Origin of the sequence: Streptomyces sp. 6N223 (genome assembly GCF_052246635.1) — a bacterium.
Classification (GTDB): Bacteria; Actinomycetota; Actinomycetes; order Streptomycetales; family Streptomycetaceae; genus Streptomyces.
The window spans coordinates 43,309-62,161 of sequence record NZ_JBQQCA010000013.1 but is presented as its reverse complement, the minus strand read 5'-3'; the positions used below and the strand labels follow the sequence as shown (position 1 = coordinate 62,161).

The 18,853-nt window shown below is 68.1% G+C and carries 13 protein-coding genes and 1 pseudogene; 6 read left to right on the top strand and 8 right to left on the bottom strand.

Annotated features, from left to right (window positions below; genetic code table 11):
• Positions 1–502: 502 nt before the first annotated feature.
• Both ACTWQH_RS11075 and ACTWQH_RS11070 read right to left on the bottom strand, forming a co-directional pair.
• A complete protein-coding gene (locus tag ACTWQH_RS11075; protein ID WP_443286264.1) occupies positions 503–1,603 on the bottom strand; it encodes an IS110 family transposase in 1,101 nt (366 codons plus the stop codon).
• Positions 1,604–1,827: 224 nt separating this feature from the next.
• A pseudogene (locus ACTWQH_RS11070) lies at positions 1,828–2,032 on the bottom strand (IS5/IS1182 family transposase); the annotation flags it as partial.
• A 1,074-nt stretch (positions 2,033–3,106) separates the two neighbouring features.
• On the opposite strand from ACTWQH_RS11070, the gene ACTWQH_RS11065 reads away from it, so the two are divergent.
• Entirely contained in the window at positions 3,107–4,330 is a 1,224-nt protein-coding gene (locus tag ACTWQH_RS11065) for a glycoside hydrolase family 5 protein (protein WP_443286263.1), read from the top strand.
• A 1,002-nt stretch (positions 4,331–5,332) separates the two neighbouring features.
• Here ACTWQH_RS11065 and ACTWQH_RS11060 read toward each other — a convergent pair.
• The 3 genes from ACTWQH_RS11060 to ACTWQH_RS11050 form a co-directional block, all read right to left on the bottom strand.
• Complete coding sequence (locus ACTWQH_RS11060; protein ID WP_443286262.1) at positions 5,333–5,989, bottom strand: hypothetical protein; 657 nt, start codon at positions 5,987–5,989, stop codon at positions 5,333–5,335.
• A 54-nt stretch (positions 5,990–6,043) separates the two neighbouring features.
• Positions 6,044–6,385, bottom strand: a complete 342-nt coding sequence (locus ACTWQH_RS11055; protein WP_443286261.1) for a hypothetical protein — start codon at positions 6,383–6,385, stop codon at positions 6,044–6,046.
• Between the two features lie 130 nt (positions 6,386–6,515).
• Entirely contained in the window at positions 6,516–8,165 is a 1,650-nt protein-coding gene (locus tag ACTWQH_RS11050) for an AbfB domain-containing protein (RefSeq protein ID WP_443286260.1), read from the bottom strand.
• Positions 8,166–8,762: 597 nt separating this feature from the next.
• Between ACTWQH_RS11050 and ACTWQH_RS11045 the strand changes: the two genes are divergently transcribed.
• From ACTWQH_RS11045 to ACTWQH_RS11035, 3 genes are all read left to right on the top strand, one after another.
• On the top strand, positions 8,763–8,909 hold the full coding sequence (locus ACTWQH_RS11045; protein WP_443286259.1) for a hypothetical protein: 147 nt from the start codon (positions 8,763–8,765) through the stop codon (positions 8,907–8,909).
• Between the two features lie 178 nt (positions 8,910–9,087).
• The gene (locus tag ACTWQH_RS11040) at positions 9,088–9,366 is read left to right on the top strand and encodes a hypothetical protein (protein WP_443286258.1); all 279 of its coding nucleotides are present in this window, start codon (positions 9,088–9,090) and stop codon (positions 9,364–9,366) included.
• 62 nt (positions 9,367–9,428) lie between these two features.
• The gene (locus ACTWQH_RS11035; RefSeq protein ID WP_443286257.1) at positions 9,429–9,638 is read left to right on the top strand and encodes a hypothetical protein; all 210 of its coding nucleotides are present in this window, start codon (positions 9,429–9,431) and stop codon (positions 9,636–9,638) included.
• A 132-nt stretch (positions 9,639–9,770) separates the two neighbouring features.
• Here the strand turns inward: ACTWQH_RS11035 and ACTWQH_RS11030 are convergent, their stop codons facing one another.
• A complete protein-coding gene (locus ACTWQH_RS11030) occupies positions 9,771–10,745 on the bottom strand; it encodes a LysR family transcriptional regulator (RefSeq protein ID WP_443286256.1) in 975 nt (324 codons plus the stop codon).
• 123 nt (positions 10,746–10,868) lie between these two features.
• On the opposite strand from ACTWQH_RS11030, the gene ACTWQH_RS11025 reads away from it, so the two are divergent.
• Positions 10,869–12,011, top strand: coding sequence for a PrpF domain-containing protein (locus ACTWQH_RS11025; protein ID WP_443286255.1), 1,143 nt, complete (start codon positions 10,869–10,871; stop codon positions 12,009–12,011).
• A 38-nt stretch (positions 12,012–12,049) separates the two neighbouring features.
• Positions 12,050–13,333: an SLC13 family permease gene (locus ACTWQH_RS11020; protein WP_443286254.1), complete on the top strand. Its 1,284-nt coding sequence runs from the start codon at positions 12,050–12,052 to the stop codon at positions 13,331–13,333.
• A gap of 483 nt (positions 13,334–13,816) precedes the next feature.
• Here the strand turns inward: ACTWQH_RS11020 and ACTWQH_RS11015 are convergent, their stop codons facing one another.
• Positions 13,817–14,833 carry a polyprenyl synthetase family protein gene (locus tag ACTWQH_RS11015; protein ID WP_443286253.1) on the bottom strand — a complete coding sequence of 339 codons (1,017 nt, stop codon included), beginning with the start codon at positions 14,831–14,833 and terminating at the stop codon, positions 13,817–13,819.
• 303 nt (positions 14,834–15,136) lie between these two features.
• Positions 15,137–18,487, bottom strand: coding sequence for an NACHT domain-containing protein (locus tag ACTWQH_RS11010; protein ID WP_443286252.1), 3,351 nt, complete (start codon positions 18,485–18,487; stop codon positions 15,137–15,139).
• Positions 18,488–18,853: the final 366 nt, after the last annotated feature.

The following is an 18,853-nucleotide window of genomic DNA, read 5'->3' as shown; positions in this document are numbered from 1 at the left end:
TTTCCGGGCGCATACGCCTTGAGGTCGGAGGCAAAGACCACGCCGCTGTTTCTTGGCAGCTTCGTTCATGGCCGAGGTCAGTTCCTCGCCGTGCTCTCTGCGGCAGCCACACTGGCTGCCCTCCCAGTCATCGCTGCCGGTTCGATTGCTCAGAAGCAGTTGGTTCGAGAGCTTTCCCTGGGCGCCGTCAATTGGTCCACCCCCCACTTCCCCGCAAAGGAACTCAGGTCAAGCGCGGAATCGGCAACCTCGCCGCAGCCTCGGACGACCACCTGGCCTCAGCCGTGAAAAACCGCCTGAAGAAGATCCAGCACCGACCCCCGCTGATCGACACCTACCTCGCCCAGGCCAGCCTATCCCTGGACAACCCGACCTGACCACGCCCGACATCACGCATTCAACTTCAGTAGCGCGTGGCCCTTATTGCCGTAGCCAGATGGCGATGGCGCGGAGCACAACGCCTCGGCGGTAGATGGTGGCGAGCTTGATGCCCCTATGGATGTCAAGCGGCCAGGGTCTGTTCCTGAGACATGGCATGGGTTCGGATGATGACCGTGTAGAGCTCTCGGGCGACGTAGCGTTTGAGGCACCGGATGGCTTCGCGTCGGGTCTTGCCTTCGGTGATGCGTCGCTCGACATAGTTGCGGCTGCGTGTCTCCCAGCGGAGACGGGCCAGGACGATGGTGTAGAGGGCCGAGTTGGCTTGACGGTCACCGCCTCGGTTGCGTCTCCTGCGCTGTGTCTTCCCTGAGGACGCCTCCACCGGGCTCACGCCGCAGAGCGAGGCGAATGAGGCCTCGCTGCGGAGTCGTTGGGGATTGTCGCCTGTGGCGATGAGGAGGGTCGCTGCGGTGTCCGGGCCCACGCCGTAGCAATCAAGCAGCTGGGGCGTGTGTTGCCTGATCACGTCGGTGATCTGCTGTTTGAGGGCAGCGATCTCGTCATCGAGTTCTTCCACGCGGCGGGCCAGGAGCCGCAGGGTGAAGACCGCCGCTGCCGCGGCCGTGCCGACCGCAGCACCGGGCAGAGCGATGCAGGCCCGGACGAGCTTGGGAATGGTCAGTCCCTCAAGGGGCTCCCGCAGCTGTGGGCTGGCCGTCACGACAACCGCCCTGAGCTGGTTGATGGCCTGGGTGCGGGCTTTCACCGCGGAGACCTTGGCCATCTTGAACAGCCGGAGGGCTTCAGCCGGGCCGTCCGCGAGCTTCGCCGTAGCGGTGGCCCTGCCGGACAGCACGGCATGCGCTGCCGCCTCGGCGTCGATGGTGTCGGTCTTGCCACGACGTCGGCGTGTGGCCTTGTCCGGCTGGTTCACCTCGATCACAACCAGCCCGTTGCAACGCAGGAAGCGACTCAACGCGGCTCCGTAGGAGCCGGTGCATTCCACTCCCGCCCGGTTGACCACGCCTGCTGAGCGGACCCAGTCCAGCAGCTGCTGATAGCCATCGGCCGTAGTGGGAGAACTGCGAGAGCCGATCAGCTTGCCGGTCACGCAGACCACGGCTGCCACGTGTGCGTCCTTGTGGGTGTCAACACCGAGGACGACCTCGCGCCGGCGGTCATGGTGCAAACGGGTCGGCTGGGCCATGCTGGCACTGGTCATCGGTCTCCTGCCATCGAACCGTAGGGCTGGTGGCCGTCGCCGGGCCGGCAGGGTGGTCAGGACTGTGACGGTGCCTGTCGCGCAGGCCCCTATCGGGACACACCCGCCGACCTGGCGACAGCGAGTGCCGCCCCGGACAGCGGCCGACAGATCAAGACGCAGGACATGACAGTCAGTCGTATCGCGGGTCAGACCACCGCCGGGACGGCACCGCCATCCTCACAGTCGTAACGCGTGGCCAGGCCGCGCCACTGCTTGATGCGGCTCGACGGTGTTGCGCTGCTTGTACGCCTCGCGGTCGAAGGCTGGTGGCCTGCCGCCCCGACTGCCGCGCCGCCTGCGGTGGGCGGCCTGGTCGGCCGGGACCGGGATCACGGCCCGGATCCCGCGTCTGCGCAGGTGGTGGCGGATGGCGCGGGAGGAGTAGGCCTAATAGGCACTGTGGGTTGGCCGTTGGGCCAGTCCTGGCAGGGGCCGGACGGGACGTCTGGTCTGTATGCAGCACCGGGAGTGCTTCGGCAGGAGGGACGCGGGTCCGGCCCTGCCATTCCGAACTCGGTCACCGTACCGTGCCGTGGTCGAGCCCTTCCCAGGGCCACCTCCCGATCAGCCGGAGCCGTGGAGGCTTCACGGTCCTGGCTACCGACCGTGACGCCGATGAGCCCGTTCCGAACCGAAGGCTGTGCACGGTCACACGAGTTCGTGCCACTTGAAACGATCTACAGTATGCGCTTTCATCATGCTGCTGGTGACTGTGTGCGTTCACTGTCTCCCCTGTCGCTTCCTCTGCGCAGTAGGCGGCACCACGAAGTGTCTGGGCGTCAGCTGTTACAAGGAAGTAGACCTCCCATGTTCAGCAGTTCCCTTGAACCCAAGGCTTCGGCCCGGGCTGCGCCTGTCCGCCTCGAGGGCTGGCTCTCCGGGTGGACGGCGTCCGCGGTCGCGGCCGTCTTGGGGTTGGACATGCCCTCGGTCAGTGCGAGCCAGGCGCCGACTGCTGACAACCAGCCCCAGCGGGGCCCGCATACGACCACGGCCAGCATCTCCGCCAGCCGAGGCACCTTCCCCGCCGCGGAGCTAAGCGCTGCGGCCGGGACGGCTCCAGCGGTGGGAAGAACTACTGCCCGGCCGACACAGCAGCAAGGCCACGTTCGGTGGGATCGCCATCGTGCCCGACAACGCCGCCAACTGGTCCGCCGAAGACGCATGGATGGGGCACGGGCCGGCCTCGTTCGGGTTCACCCGTCATCGGAATCGACAGCCGAGACGACCAGCGCAATCGGGGCGCGCAACTGCTGGCCGCACGCGACTATCTGACTCCGCGTAGTTCAGCGCTGCTCAGATTCGAGTACACCCTGATGCGCCCGGAACCAAAGGAGGATGTGGGCGCTTTCCACCTCATGATCAGTGGGAGCGCATGACCATGCTGTGACCCCACCGCGCCCCGCGCCATGTAGATCTCCTAGGTTGACACCCTAAAGACTGAAAGAGAGGAAGTGGCCTGTGGTTTCAAAAGTAGTGAAGATCAGAGTCATCGTCATTGCCGTCATGTTGGCGCTTGCCGCATCCGTGCCCGGCTTGACGAATCAGACATCGGCCAACACCGTGACGCAGTCAAGCGCTTCGCAGATTGTCGCCGACATGGGAGCGGGTTGGAATCTGGGGAATCAGCTTGAAGCCAACATCGACGGAGTTCCCAGCGAAACGGCATGGGGCAACCCGGCCGTAACGCAAGCTCTCATCGACGAGGTAAAAGCGGCAGGGTTCGGAACGATCCGAATTCCGGTCTCCTATTTGAACACGATAGGGCCGGGACCGGATTACACGATCGACTCTGCCTGGCTGAACAGAATCCAACAAGTCGTCGACTACGCATACAACCGAGACATGTACGTGGTGATCAACATACACGGCGATGGCTTCAAGACGATCGACGGTTCCTGGCTGATCTGTGATGCATCCTCCCAATCGGAGATCAAGGCCAAGTACCAGAGGGTCTGGGAGCAAGTCGCGTCCATGTTTCAAGATTACGGCCAGCGCCTGATCCTGGAATCCATGAACGAAGAATTTACCGGTGATTACGGCGAGCCGACCGAACCGTGCTACTCCAACATCAACGACTACAATCAGATCTTCGTGGACACCGTGAGGAGAGCCGGCGGGAACAACAGTTCAAGGTGGTTGCTTGTTCCTGGCTGGAACACGAATATCGACTACACCGCGGGAGACTACGGCTTCACGATTCCGACCGACGAATACCGAGACCCCTCCATTCCCAGCGATGAGCAGAGAATAATGATCTCCGTTCATTACTACGACCCGTGGGAGTTCGCTGGAGAGGAAAGCGGAACCTTCACGCAATGGGGGGCGGCTGCAACCGACCCGTCAAGAACGCCGACCTGGGGTCAGGAAGACTTCCTGGATTCGCAGTTGAAGAAAATGTACGACAGATTCGTCGTGCAAGGGTATCCGGTAGTCGTCGGTGAATACGGTTCGATCGACAAGTCGTCGTTCGATTCTTCGAACAATGGGTACCGTGCGGACTACGCGTACGCCGTCGCAGCCACTGCCACGAAATACGGAGCGGCCACTATTTACTGGGACAACGGCGCAAACGGACAGTACGGGTTCGGGCTATTCGACCGAAATTCCTACGCGGTGACCCAGCAGGGCATTATCGATGCCATCATGAGCGGCGTTGGGAGTGGCGGTAGCGGCCGGGCCTAACGTCCGGAACGTACAAGATCAAAAACGCGACGACCGGCACGTACCTCGATTCCAATGGGTATGGCGCACTAGTCATTACCGTCGCTTCAATCTACGATTACTACCTGTACGAGTCGACCGGTCAGGTGAGGTGGAGCACGGGAGCGACCGTCGCCAGCACCGTCTGGATCTCCTCGAACCCAAATAGTCAACCTGAAGTGGCCCGGGACCGGCCAAATGACGCCGGTCCCGGGCCCACTGCAACCGCATCTGGAGAATGTGGCCTCGGCGCCTGTAGTGGGAGCGGCGGGCTCGGGCCTGGCTGCGTCGCCGGAAGCGTGACCGGTGCAGTTGCAGTACTACTGGGTTGAACTCGTGGTGTCGTGTTGTTGCTCGGGTGGGTCTGATGGTCAGGCCGGTCTCGGCGAGGCAGAGACGCGTCGAGCTGGAACGAGGACGGTGACACCGAGCGGATCACTGCAAGCTGCCCACGATCGTGGTGATGCCGGACGCCGGCGTCACCCAGTGGCACGTAAAGACCGCAGGGTTCTCCAGAGGTGATCGCACTGCGTGACTTCCCAGCTATCCCCGCCCGCAGCTCCTCGCGTCGCTGCTCCAGGTACGCGCGTAGCGCCTGAGCGACGAGATCCTTCTTCGTCAGCCCCAGGAGGTGCGGCTCTGGCTGATCAACTTATCCGTATCGGGATGGATCGGGGATGCCGCCGCCGATGTGCTGGAACGGCTCATTGACGAGGCCCACTCGCCACCGGCAGACGGGGCCGTGCTGGGGGTGGCAGGGGCGAGCGTTGCGATGGATGATGCACGTCGGGACCGGGAGTGAGCTGGCGCTTCTACTACTCCGGTCACATTGCCCGTGGCCTCCGAGTACGGCCACTGCGGCTCCTCCAGTGAGTGCGGCTGCCCACCCACAGCCGGGTGGCGGCCGGGTCGGGGGACGGACCGCAGGCGGGGGCGGGCTCGAAGACCACGAGGCGGAGCCGGGGATGCTCCGTGCACGACCTCTCAGCAGCTCTGGAAGAAGAACTCGGCGTTCTTGCCGTCCGGTGAAAGGAACAGGTAACCGACCCCGTTGTCACCGAAGTTGACCTCGAAGGGCAGTTGGTACGAGTCGAGCTGCGCGACCAGCTGCCAGCCCTCGCCCGGCAGGTCGTCGCCCTGCAACCAGACCGGGACCACATCGGGGCCGCCGAGCTGGTTCATCCGGATGCTGCCTGCGGCGTCCTTCTGGCGCTCTTGGAGCAGTTCCTCCAGCCGCTCCTCCCGGTAGTCCTCGTCCTCGACCGGCTCCAGTTCCCGCTTGACGTGGGAGAAGTCGACCTCCTCCTCCACCCGGAGCAGGTGGACCCGGTCCAGGTCGGTCGGCCCGGTGACCGCCGCCCGCGTCTCGAAGGACTCGGTGACCTGCCCGCCCGGCTGGACGACGGTGGCGTGTTCACCCGAGAACCCGATGGCGAACAGGTACACCATCCGATCCCCCTCCCCGCTGCCGTCCGCCGGCACCCGGAACTGCCCCATGAACGAGGCGAGTTCGTTCTCGTACGGGTCGACCGGCCACTGCGGCTCCTCCAGCCAGTGCGGCAGGCCGCCCAGCCTGGTGCCGTCCGTGACGGCTGCCTCGGCGTCACTCGCCGGGTGGTAGGACGTGAAGCGGTACCGCATATGGATCTCCCGTTGTTGACCGACCTGCCGTGCTGCCGCACAAGTTATCGCCCGTCACCGACAGCCGGACCCCGCCCCCCACCGCCGAGACCTGCACTCTTCCCTACCCGAACCCAGGACCAGCAGCCGGCGAGCGGGGCGTACCTGCTCGCGCGGGGCACCGATCAACGCCAGGTACCGGACCCCCAGCAGAAGGCCCAGCACCGACAGGTGCGCCACGTAGGCCGGCACACCCAGCCGCAACCCCAACGCCAGCACAGTGCCGAACCCGAACAGGAACGTCAGGCCAATCACTGCTCCCATGATTGCCGTCACGCAGCGCAATCCCACGATCTGATCGACGGATGCCGTCGATCCGGCCCCACCGCGCGATGATGACGCCGAGGCAGCCATCATGCTCCTCCTTTCACCACCGCTGGCTGAACCGCCCCTCGATCACCAGGCGGCAGACGACGAGGCCCCGCGAGGGGTACGGATCTCGCGGGGCCGAGTGCCGGCACAGCCGCCGCCGGCGGTGCGAAGCGGCTCAGGCCCAGGGCGCGACGGCCTGGAAGGAGCTGTCGTCGCGGAAGAGCTGGGTGGCGTCGTAGGAGTGGAGCCACAGCTCGTTGTTCCGGTGGCGCAGGAAGCGGCCGGGGAAGTTGGACGACTCCAGCCGGACGCTGCCGCTGGCGGTGCCGGGGCGTGGGATGAAGGTGGCGTCCGAGCGGAAGGCGGCCGTGCCGTCGTCGGCGGCGAGGCGGATGCGGAAGGTGTTGTGGCGCAGGTACTGGCCGTTGGCGGCGCGGAAGGAGTAGCCGTTGGGGGCCGCCAGGCCGGGGACGATCGTGAACGTGGCGTCCTGCTTGACCTGGGCGGTGCTGGCGGCGGTCACCTCGTGGAGGTAGCCGAGGTAGTTCTGGTGGCGGATGTAGCGGGTGGGGAAGTTCACCGACTGGAGGGAGCGGGCGCCGGACGGCAGGGTGGCCGTGCCGGACTCCCGGGCGTAGGCCAGCGTGCCGAAGCCGAGTTCGTCGAAGCCGCCGCTGGTCGAGCCGTAGTCGCCGCCTCCTCCCTCGGGCCTGACGCGGGCCACCATGTCGCCGGTGTTCGGCATGGCCATGCCGCGCCTGATGGCGTAGTGGTGGTAGACCCGCTCCCAGACCGGGCGGCCCTGGCCACGGCCGCCTTCGGAGATGACGGTCTGCGCCGTTTCCACGCAGTGCGGGCCGTTTCTCCAGATGTAGGTGGTGTACGGCACGTCGTAGCCGAGGTTGTACCGGGCGACGTACTCGCACGCCTTGCGGAACTTGGAGTCGTCCGCTGCGTAGAGGTCGACGCCCTGGTTCCAGGCCATCTCGCAGATGGTGCCCATCAGGCCGATGCCCATGATGCTGTGCGCCTGGTCGCGCCCGCTCTCCTGCCACTGGGCCAGGCCCACGTCGTCGTAGACGTAGGGGATCGCGTTGGCCAGCGAGCCGTTGCCCGGGCCGCTGTGGAAGTAGTCCACCGTCTCGTTGACCTTGGCCTGGTCGTCGCAGAGGATCCCGATGGCCATGACCGAGGCCATGGAGCACAGGTCCCAGTTCGCCCAGTAGTGGCCCCAGCAATTGGTGGTGCGGTTCAGGAAGTCGTGGCTCGCCGGATAGAAGTAGGTGAGCATCATGGCCTGGAAACGGGCCAGGTCGAAGCCGGGGTAGCCGCGCATGATCTCGCCGACGTTGGCGAACTGGTACCCGTAGATGCCCGCCAGGAGCACGACTTCGGAGCCTCCGCAGATGCCCCGCAGCGTCCCCGACCAGGCGTTGCAGATGTCCCGCGCGGTGTCGGCGTGTGCGGTGTCACCGGTGACCTTCCAGCGCAGCGCGTTCTGGTACGCGGCGTGGATGTCGTTGTAGAGGATCGGGTAGTTCTGCGGGTCCGAGCCGCCGCGGCAGACCATCTCCTGCGGACGGGGGGTCCAGCCGGCGGCCGAGTGGGAGTTGGCGACCAGCCGGTCCCAGCCCGCCTTCCAAGGCTGCTTGCCGGCGTTCACCATCGCGCGCATGCGGTCGAGGTCGGCCTGGGTGTGGAGCACGCCGGGGTGGGTGGCCGCGACGGCGGTGGGTGCCGCGGTGTAGAGCAGTGCGGCTCCGGCGCCCACGCCGACGCCGGCTCTGAGGAAGTTTCTCCGGGTCAGGGGGGTGGGGGGTCTCATGGGTGCTCCTCTACGTCATCGGGAGGTGCGATCAGTGACAGGGCGGCGACTCAAGGTGATAGAAAAGGTTATCTTTTTACCGTTATAAGAGCGCTCCAGGCGAATGACAAGAGGCACGTCGCTCGCCTTAACTTTCGGTCCGGCTTTCGGAAAGCCACGGAGCGTCCGCTGGAGGGGGGTTCCACGAGCGCGCCCAGCAGGTCGCGCAACGCCTCCCGTTGACCGCCGTCGAGCGGCGCCAGCGGGGGGCGTTCAGGCGGTCGAGGACGGTGGCGCGGGTGTCCCGGCCCGCCGGGTGAGGGCGATGCGCTTGGCCCGGCGACCCTTGGGGGGGCCGGCGCTCGATCAGGCCCGCCCATATGGACAAGAGGTCTCCCAACCTCTGGACAGAGCTTTCTTATACCGATAAAAACATCACATGTAACCGGGCGAGGCGTTCTCGCGTGCACGCCCGCCCTGACGGCCGCCGGCGCCGTGACACCGACCGTGGCCGCGTCCGCCCAGGCTGCCAGGCAGTGAACCCTCCACTCCGCACTCCCCCGGCTCGACATGGGACGACGGCCCCACCCCAATCCCCCGCTCCGGTTCGGACCACGAGTGCGGCTGCTGACGCCATCGACGCTGGCCAAAAACCAGGAGCATGAGGATGTCGACGAACAGCACGGTACGACCAACTCGTGCGCCAGCCATGCCCCCGACCGGATGAACGAAGGGATCGGCAGCGCCAAGGATCTCGTGGAATGACGACCCGAGGCTTCTCCCTGTTCGTCGCATTGCTGTTCGCCCTGGTGGCCCAGTCCGGCTTCATCGCCGGCATCCCCACCTCCGGTATCACGTAATCCCCTCCTCACACGGCTTCAGCCGTGGAGGACTGTCCTGACGGAAAACGTTATCTATCGCTCGACTGCAAGGAGCTGACACGATGAACTGGTCCCTGTCCCGACGCACCGCGCTCACGGCCGCCGGTACCGCCGCCCTCGCCGGCGACAGGGTGGTCGTCCACCCGACCCTCCCGCAGGTCCCCACCAACAACTCCTTCACCGTCAGGGTCCGCCCGGCCGGCGGCACCTGGCAGACACTCGGCGTCTACCTCGTCAAGCTCGCCCTGATCGACCCCCTGATCGGTCGCAACACGAGGTTGCGGGGCCGGTCGATGGTGAAGCGCAGGGTGCTGCCCAGCACCTCGGGCGTGATGCCGTAGGAGTCGGGGCGGATGCGGGCCTTCTCGAAGCCCCCTTGGTGTAGGTGACCTCGGCCTCGACGGTGCCGGCGAAGTCAAAGGCGGCCATCGAGGAGTTCTGGGACGTCGTCAAGGACGTCACCCTCGAGAACCTCGTCATCAACGGCCGCGTCATCCGCGACAGCGGCGGCAAGCCCGCCTGGTACCTGGCCTCGGACGGCGTGCCCATGTTCGTCAACGACCACGTCCAGGGCCTCCGCTTCCTCACCACCGAGGAGGCGGCAGCCCTGTGACCCCAGGGCGCCCGGGATGACTACTCCCGGGCGGCCGACGGCTCCCACATCCGGCCTCGCCTCCTGGGCCGTCGACCCGCGCCTGCCGGTCTCCGGCACGGCCTGCTGAACACCGCCCCCGGGCCGTTCTCGTCAGCGCACCCCTCGCGGTCCACCGCTGCGGCGGACCGATCCGAGCTGGTTGCGGTCCAGGTTCGTGTCCATGAACCGCTCTGCGACCGCACGCAGGATCTCCGTCATGGCCAGCGCGGTCGGGGTCGGTGTCCGGTTCTTCGGGCGGGCCAGAAGGATTCGGCGAATGGGGGCGGGTACGTCCGAGCCGAAGCGCACCAGCCGTACGTCGTTGCGGCGGTTGGTGAGGGCGAGCCTGGGCGCGATGGCGATGCCGAGGCCCGCGGCGACCATGGCCTGCGCCTCCTGATAGTCGTGCGACTCGTAGGCGATCTTCGGCTCGAACCCGGCGAGCCGGCAGCTGCGCCGCAGCACGTCGGCGACGGGATGGTTGTCGGCGCGGATGATCCAGTGCTGTCTCGCCAGGGAGCCCAGCGTGACGTCGGGCTCGTCGAGGAGTTCTGAGGTGGCGGGCACGACGAGCACGGTCGGGTCGTTGACCAGGTGGGTCAGCGTGAGGGCATCGTCGGTGACCCGGTTCCACCGGTAGTCCCAGAGCAGGGCCAGCTCGACCTCGCCGGTGTGCAGCATCTCCAGCAACTGCGCGAGCATGGCCGAGCGGACCACGGCCTGCGTCCCGGGGTAGGAGCGGGTGAACCGCGTCAGTGCCAGGGGCAGCAGCGAGGCGCTGACCGTGGGGAACGAGCCGAGTCGCAGGGTGCCCTTGTCGAGCCGGGCGAAGGCGTCCAGATCCGCCTGCGCGGCTCGAAGCTCACGGCGGATCGACCGGCCACGCGCGACGAGCGCTGCCCCCGCGTCGGTCAAGCGCACTCCGCGCGGCAGCCGTTCCAGCAGCGGCTGGCCGACCTCGGCCTCCAGCCGGGACATCTGCTGCGAGGCGGCGGACGGCGTCATGCCCGCGGCCTCCGCCGCCCCGGTGAGCGAGCCGTGCTCGGCGACCTCGGTGAGCAGCAGCAATCTCCGTACGTCCAGCATGCGCCGAGTCTAGCCTTTAGCTCAGCTCAATCCTACATAAGAATTTAGGTATTGTTCTCAACTCGCTCGGCTGCCAGGGTGAGCGCGTTCACCGCCCCTAACGAGCACACGAGGACGGCTGAAGTGCGCATTCCCGGAACCCTGGTGCGCGGCGGCACCAGCAAGTGCTGGCTGTTCGGCCACGAGCACGTCCCCCCGACGCTCGACGGCATCGAGCGGCTGCTCGTCGACGCCTACGGCGCCACCGACCCCGTGCACCTGGACGGGATCGGCGGCGCGACGCCGACCACGTCGAAGGCCGCGGTCGTCAGGCCGTGCGCCGAGGCCGGCATCGATGTCGAGTACCTCTTCGGCCAGGTCGGCATCGGCGTCGGAAGGGTCGAGTGGGGCAGCAACTGCGGCAACTGCGCCACGGCGATCGCCCTGTGGGCCGTGACCAGGGGACTGGTCCCGATCACCGGCGACCTCACCCGGGTCGTCCTGCGCAACACCAACACCGGTGACGTCCTGGAGGCCGCCGTCGACACCACCGGCGGCGTCGTGCACGAGTTCGGCACGCAAACCGTGCCGGGCACGCGGTCGGGCGGCGTCGCCGTCGCACTCACCTTCCTCGACCCCGCCGGGCGGTCGACCGGGTCGCTCCTGCCCACCGGCTCCACGGTCGACGACCTGCCGGTCGGCGTCGGCGGGGAGACCGTGCGCGTCAGCATGCTCGACGCCGGGGCACCCGTGGTCCTCATCGACGCGGCCGCGGCGGGCCGCACCGGCGTGGAGCCGCTCGCCGCCCTGCGCGCCGACGCCGGATGGCTGCGCGCGGTGCGCCACGCCGCCGCGCCCCGCATGGGCCTGCTGCGGCCCGGCCAGGCACCGGACGACGCCGTGCCGAAGGCCGGCCTCGTCGGCGCGCCGGTGCCGTACGTCAGCACGACCGGGGATCACATCGCCGCGACCGACTACGACATCTCGGTGCGCATGCTCTCGATGAACGATCCGCACCCGGCGATCGGCCTCACCTCGGCGGTCGCGATCGCCACGGCGAACCTGCTCGAGGGATCCGTGGTGCGGACGGTATCCACGGCGACAGCCGACCCCCCGCTGTCCCAGCCATCCCAGCTGCGCATCGGCACACCCGCCGGTGTCGTCCAGGTCACCTGCACGGACATCGATGCCTCGGGGCCCCACCGGGTCACCGTGCGTCGCGCCGCACGCATCCTGTGCGAGGCCGAGATCTTGGTGCCGGAGCCTGCTCTTCCCACCCCGGCCTGACATATCCTCCTTTTCTCTTTCCATCCCCAAGGACAACGATGTCTGCTGAAGTCATATCCATCGTCGCGCTCTTCGTCATGTTTCTGGTCGGCACGCTGCTGCCGATCAATATCGGAATTCTCGCGTTCGTCGCCACCTTCGTGGTCGGCACGTCGGCGCTCGGCATGACCGAGGACGAGATCTTCGCGGGATTCCCCGTGAACCTGTTCGTGACGATCGTGGGTGTCACCTACCTCTTCTCGATCGCACGACGCAACGGCACGATCGACCTCCTGGTCGCCGCCGGAGTGCGGCTGGTACGCGGCAAGGTCGCACTCATCCCGTGGGTGCTCTTCGTCGTGGCAGCGGTGCTGACCGCATTCGGCACCTTCACCCCCGCGGCGGTCGCCATCCTGGCGCCGATAGGAATGAACTTCGCCTACCGGTACACGCTGAATCCGCTGATGATGGGCATGATGGTGATCAGCGGGGCGCACGCGGGCGCGTTCTCGCCGATCGCCGTGTCGGGGGCGCTCGTCCTCGACATGGTTGAGGGCACCTCGCTCTCGGTGTCGGCGCCCACGCTGTTCTTCGCCAGCTTCGGCTTCAACCTGCTGCTGTCCGTGCTGACCTTCGCGCTGCTGCGCCACAGAACGGGCGGCCGCGCCCTGGTCGCCGCCGATGTCTCCACGGACGAGGACGCGGCGGCGGACCCCGAGCCCGCCGAGGACCGCCTGACCGGCGTGACGTGGCGGCAGGCGCTCACCCTGTGCGCGCTGGTCGTCCTCGTGGTCGGCGCACTCGTCTTCGACCTGCAGATCGGATTCCTCGCGCTGGCCGCCGGCGCGGTGCTGGCACTGGTCGACATGAAGAACCAGGAAAAGGCCGTCGAGGGCATCGGCTGGTCCACGATCCTGCTCGTCGCCGGCATGATGACCTACGTCGCCATGCTGGAGCACGCCGGCACCATCGAGTTGATCTCCGAGCACGCCGCGAACGTCGGCGCGCCCCTGATCGTGGCCCTGCTGCTGTGCTTCACCGTGGCGGTGACGTCGGCCTTCGCGTCGTCCACGGCGATCCTGACCGCGATCATCCCGATCGCGGTGCCGTTGCTGCTCTCCAGCCACCTGAGCCCCGCCGGGCTGATCGCGGCGCTGGCGATCTCGACGACGATCGTGGACACCTCACCGTTCTCCACCAACGGCGCGCTGGTGCTCAGCAACGCCAGAGGCGTGGACCGGGAGCGCTTCTACCGCCAGGTCATCGGCTACACCTTCGGAATCGTCGGCCTCGGCCCGGTACTCGCCTGGAGCACGTTGGTCCTGGTGCCCTGGACCCTGTGACCGAAGGATGGGGATGACGGACACGAACCGCTTCATCGTCACGCGCGACAAGTTCAGAGGCCACCTCCCACCGGCCCTGTCCGCCGCTGGCCACGATCGCCGCACACGCTCCCCGAACCACCGCACCATGATCAACGATCACGGCCGAACGCGCTGCCGCCAACCATGCACGAGGTCGCAAGGCCGCTCCGGCGCCAGCTGTACCCGCGGTCGCGGCTGCACCGCAGGCGTCGACCCCCAGGCGGCCCAGACCCTGTGGCGGCACGTCATCGGCCTGGCCGCAGGTTGGCCGCGGAAACGGAGCGCGTCGCCCATCGGCCACGGAGCGGGCCGGATTCGCGGGCGGAGACACGATCCCTCAGCCAGGGCGACGGCCATCGCGGTCTCCGTGGTGGGGACATCTGTCTCACCGTCGGTCAGCGCCGCGTCATCCATGACAGGAGCCGAGTCGGGTGCCCGGCCGGTGCGGCACCAGGGGTCGAGTCATGACGGCTCGCCGGTGAGGGCGTCCAGCCAGGCGGCGAGTTCTGCCCGGGCGGTGGGGTCGGGAAGGGCCGTGGCCAGGGCGTCTCGCGCGTCGTGGACGTGCTGTCGTATCTGGTCGACGAGCCAGGAGCGGCCGCCGCACGCCTCGATCAGCGCGCGGATGTGCGGCAGCTGGGAGGGCTGCGGTTCCTCGGCGGCCGCGTAGATGGCGGCGAGGCGGTCCCTGGCCGGGCCCTGGGTCTGGAGGGCGAACGCGACGTACGGCAGCATCTTGCGCTGCCGCAGGTCCGCCATGCCTTCCTCCAGCGCGCCGCGCGCGCTGCCCCAGGTTCCCTCCCAGGCGTCGTACACGGCCAGGGCCGTCCCCGCGTGGTAGCCGAAGGCGTACGCGGCTTCCACCTCGGCGGGCGAGGCGCCCCGGCACAAGGCGCCGACGGCAGGGAGAGCGGCGATCTGCTTGCCGGAGTTGCCCTCTCTGGTAGCGAGCGACTGCTGGAGGCTGATGCGGGGATCGGCTGCCTCGCGCATGTCGCGGATCTGCCCGGAGCAGGCTTCGCGCGCGGCGAAGGAGTTCCAGCGGATCGCCTCGGCGGCGATGGGCGCGGGCTCGCGGGCCAGGAGTTCGAAGCTCAGGGCGAGCATGGCCACGCCCGCCTGAAGCGCGGCCGGCCGGCCGAAGGCGGCCCAGACGGACGGGCGGCCGTTGCGGAGCGTGTCGTTGTCCTGGATGTCGTCGTGGACGATGGTCGCGGCCTCCATGAACGTCATCGCGGTGGCCGCGTTGCGGGCGCGCTGCCACGCGGCCTCCTCGCTCCCGGTGCTCAGCAGCACCAGGGTCGCCGGACGTCGGCGGACGCCGACAGGGGTGGCCGGACGGCCGTCGGCCTCGACCCATCCGAAGTAGTACCCGACGATGGTCCGCACCGGCTCGGTGAGCATCGCCGTGGCCTCACGCAAGGGCGCGTCCATGTAGGCGACGACATCCCGGGTGATCTCCTGCGGACTACGCGCCATGGCGCCCTCCTGTTGCCTGCGCCGCCAAGGGGCCGGGCCGGGCGGGAGGCTGACCCCGGTGACCGCAACGGAGGATGAAGGAATGGTGCGACAAGGGTGAGAACCCAGCGCGACCAGGCTGGGTCACGATTCCCCCGACGCCGACAATGGCCTCCCTCCGCCTTGGGACCATGCCCGCTCGTGCGGGGGTGGTCACCCGAGCAATGCAAAGGGAACGGCATGGGAGGTGTTCCCCGCGCACGGGGGAGTCCGCCGCGTGGGAGTCGATCGCCGCGCTGGCGCTCTGATGGTGGACGAGCAGGGCTACCTGCCGGCTCTCGGGCGCCGTTCGGGGCGGGAACTGCTCTGTGCTCGTCGGCCCATCCGCTCCCAGAACGTTCTGAGTTCGGCGAGATTCGTGTTCCGCTGCCACCTGGTCTGGGGCCTGACGGGGAAGCGGGACCGCGACAGCAGGGTCGTCTGGGCCCGGCAGAACGCCTCGCTCAGCTCGGCCCGATACCCGTCGAGCCCCTTGGGCGGGTAGGGGCACAGTTCGAAGGCGCAGCCGTCAAGGCAGTTGGAGCCCGCTTGCGAGGCCGCCGTGCGCACGACGGTGCGGCCCGGGTCGAGGGGGGCTCGGTCCCTGGTCAGGCACGGAGGCAGATCCGGGCGGCCGGTGAGCTGGAGGCGCCGGAGCCGGCTCTCGGGCCAGTCGTCGCGTTCGGCCAGGTTGAGCAGCAGGAGCACGTCGGCGAGAAGCTGCTGGGCGCGTGGATGCAGGGCGCTCCAGCCGGTGGATGGCGGAACCCACAGGTTGTGCTTGCGCTGTTCACCGAACGGGGTGGTCTGCGACCCGATCTGGGCGGCGACACCCGACTCGTCGATCCACAGGAACCGTTCGGGCTGCCCGGTCCGCAGCGCCCAGACGCACAGCTCGGCGGCGGCGTCCACGAAGGGATGCTGCGTCTCCCCGTCGGGGAGGGCGAGCCACTGGCGGACCTGTTCGCCGGGGTCGGAGCCGCGGCTGCCCGAAGCGCCGTTCGCTTCGACGTCGTCGCACAGTTCGTACAGGGTCAGCGCATGCAGCAGCGTGAGGCGAGTGAACCAGAACCGGGTGCGCTTGAGCATGTCCCATGCCTGTTCGCTGAGGTACTCGCGGGCCTCCGGGCAGGCGTGCGGATGGCGGGGGCGGCGGTTGGCGGCGTACTTGAAGCCCTGAGCCAGGGCCACCTCCACGGAGAGGTCGAGACCGGGCCGGTCGTCCTGCTCCGGCGCGCCCACCCGCCCCACCCAGCTCTCAAGGAAGCCGTAGGGGGTGTCCCGGTGGCGGCGGGTGGTCACCGAGCCCACCAGCAGCGGGACCAGCCACGCGCACATGGTGTTGTCCCGCCACCGCTGCTCCGCGGCCTCGCGTTCCTCCCTCTCCCGGCGGCACTCCTCCGCGCGCCGCTGCTGCCTTTCCCTCCGTTCGCGCTTGGCTCGCGCCACGCCGCCCTCCGTCTGGCGCTGTCGCCTGGTCTGCTGTTCCGAGACGATCTCCGGCTGCTGGCCGCCCCACATCTCCAGGCTCAGATCCTCGTCGGCCTCTCGGTCGGGCGACTGGTCCCGGACGACTCTGGGGCCGCGCAGGCAATGCTGCAGCGCCTCGAAGGCGAGATCCTCGCCGGCGCCGATCTCCTGCGCGATGGCGACCCGGACGGCGTACGTCGGTTCCTGGCACGCGATCTGGAAGAGCTCCAGGTAGGCGGGCCGCAGTGTCCGCCGGCGAGCGACGCAGTGCATCGCCTCGCCGAAGCGGGAGACCAACGTCGTCTTGGCCTCCCGGAGGCTGTTCGGATCGCGTGCCCGCAGGTCCGGCCACGCCGTCAGCAGCCGCATGGCGATGAGGCGCTGTTGCGGCTCCGCATCGGCGCAGTCGATCTCCAGGGCCGCCGCGTACAGCTCCAGGGCCTTGGTGTGCAGCGTGCGTTCGAAGAGGGTCCGGGTCTCGCGGGCGGGCCGGGCCGCGGCGTCTCCGTCCCCTCCGTCGGAGGAGCCCGGAGCCGGCTGTGGACGGCCGCCGGCGGCGTTCAGCAGCAGGTCGCGGGTGGCGGCCACCGGGCACCAGGGCCCTCCGCCCCGGGCGGCGTTCTCGCGTTCCCCGTGATCGCCGTGCTCGCCGTGCTCGCCGTACTCCTCGTGTACGCACGCGCCTTCCGGCGTGCGGGAGTAGAGCACCATGGCGATCAGCAGCTCGCGCCCGGGATATTCCAGCGCCGCGGGGAAGTACGAGCCGCGGGTGGGGGTGTCCGGCACGTCCGGATGGATGACCGCGTTCATGAACCGGGCTCCGAGATGGGCCTGGATCACGCTGTGCTGGAACCGGACGCCGTGCCCGCCGAGTTCCACCAGCCGCATCTGGGCTCCCCAGTGCGCGGCCAGCCGGATGTCGAGCCGGTTGCTCCCGACCCGCTTCTGCAGTTCCGTGACGATCTCGGGATAGGGAGACCGCGAGGGGTCCTCCTCGTCGAGGACGTCGGCGAACCGCACATCCGAGGAGTCCGCCGCCAGTCCGACGCAGGCCAGCGCCGACAGGTAGTGGATCGTGTCCTGCCGCATCTCCTGGCTGAGCGGCAGCTCGGGATGGCATCGCCCGTTGATGATCGCGTTGATCCAGGTGTCGAGCAGGTGGAAGCGCAGCGCCGCCCGGTCCCCGCCACGGGTCTCCACGCCGCCGTCCTCGGAGCGCTGGGCGAGGGCGTGTTCCAGCAGCCGCTCCTCGTGGAGCTCCCTGGCGATCTGCAGATAGGTGGGCGCCTGTGCGATGCCGGCCTTCTCGACGATCCAGTCCAGCCGCTGCCGGTCCTCCCGCTCGTCGCCGGAGGAGATGTACTCGAGGGCCGCCTCCGCACTCAGGGGCTCCAGCTCGGTGAGAGACGCCTCCATCCCCCGGAGCGCGTCGTGCGGCCGCGAGGTGATGAGGAGCGGCAGCCGCGCGTCGTTGGCCCGGCGGATCGCCAGCCGGATCGTGGTGTCGCGTTCCTTCGCCAGCTGTTCGCCGGTCAGCGCCTCCTCAAGTCCATCGGCCAGGACGACGACTCGTTCCTGCTGGCACAGCCGCCGCCACACCTTTTCCGCCTCGGCATCGGAGCGGATGTAGCGCTGGACCTCGCGGGAGAAGCGCTCGTACGCCAGCTGAAGGAAGTCCAGGCTGTCCTGGGCATCGCGCAGTCGCAGCGGCACCGGAACGGCCTCGCAGCGGGCGAGTTTCTCCGCCAGCAGCACGACCAGTGCGGTCTTACCCGTGCCGACGCCGCCGACGACGATGTTGGTGCGGCGGAAGCGCCTGTGCCGCAGGTCCTCCATGAGGACCTGGCTCAGGTCGTCGCGGCCCACCACCTCGCCGAAAATGTCTCCCGCGGTTTCCACGAGTTGGCGTGGCTCCCGACGGGATCTGTTCAGGTAGGCCCGCCTCACGCGGCTGAACCGGAAGAGCAGGTACGCGACCGTGGCCAGCGCCAGGGTGAGGAGGGGCATGAAGAGGGTTTGGAGAACGCCGCAGGAGAAGCCGTTCACGCTGCATTTTTCATCGATCCACACGAGGGGCGACCAGAAGTCCTTGTCGGCCCCCTTCGCCAGGGTGATCACCGCGGTGACCGCGAGGTACAGCACAAGCAGTGCGCCAGCCACGGTCACGGTGAGTAGTGGATAGTGCCACACTCCCTTGCGGCTTCGCCACCTGCGGGCTCTCCTGTAGCCCTGCTGGATCAGCCGTGCCGACTTGCTTCTTCGAATATTCACGCGCTTATTCACGCATTGTCCGGTCCGTATCGGCGAAGCGATCGATGCCCGGCCCGGGGATATTTCACCCGCCGGGAGCAGGGGCCGAGCCTCCGGCTCATATCATTTGTGATTACTTGGAGCTGTTAGCGCCGACAAGCTCCGCTGATGGCACACGGTATTCGCATGTCACCGAAAGCGTGGGCGGGCCGGGGTAGCGCGCCGGCGTCGTGCGGGTCTCGGGGCTTGCGTCGCTCCTGTGGCGGAGGGTGACCGGGGAGA

Excerpts from the sequence above, each read along its gene's own strand:
- ACTWQH_RS11055 (WP_443286261.1), bottom strand. The coding sequence starts at position 6,385 with ATGATGGCTGCCTCGGCGTCATCATCGCGCGGTGGGGCCGGATCGACG.
- ACTWQH_RS11075 (WP_443286264.1), bottom strand. The coding sequence starts at position 1,603 with ATGACCAGTGCCAGCATGGCCCAGCCGACCCGTTTGCACCATGACCGC.
- ACTWQH_RS11040 (WP_443286258.1), top strand. The coding sequence starts at position 9,088 with ATGAACTGGTCCCTGTCCCGACGCACCGCGCTCACGGCCGCCGGTACC.
- ACTWQH_RS11015 (WP_443286253.1), bottom strand. The coding sequence starts at position 14,833 with ATGGCGCGTAGTCCGCAGGAGATCACCCGGGATGTCGTCGCCTACATG.
- ACTWQH_RS11050 (WP_443286260.1), bottom strand. The coding sequence starts at position 8,165 with ATGAGACCCCCCACCCCCCTGACCCGGAGAAACTTCCTCAGAGCCGGC.
- ACTWQH_RS11020 (WP_443286254.1), top strand. The coding sequence starts at position 12,050 with ATGTCTGCTGAAGTCATATCCATCGTCGCGCTCTTCGTCATGTTTCTG.
- ACTWQH_RS11030 (WP_443286256.1), bottom strand. The coding sequence starts at position 10,745 with ATGCTGGACGTACGGAGATTGCTGCTGCTCACCGAGGTCGCCGAGCAC.
- ACTWQH_RS11060 (WP_443286262.1), bottom strand. The coding sequence starts at position 5,989 with ATGCGGTACCGCTTCACGTCCTACCACCCGGCGAGTGACGCCGAGGCA.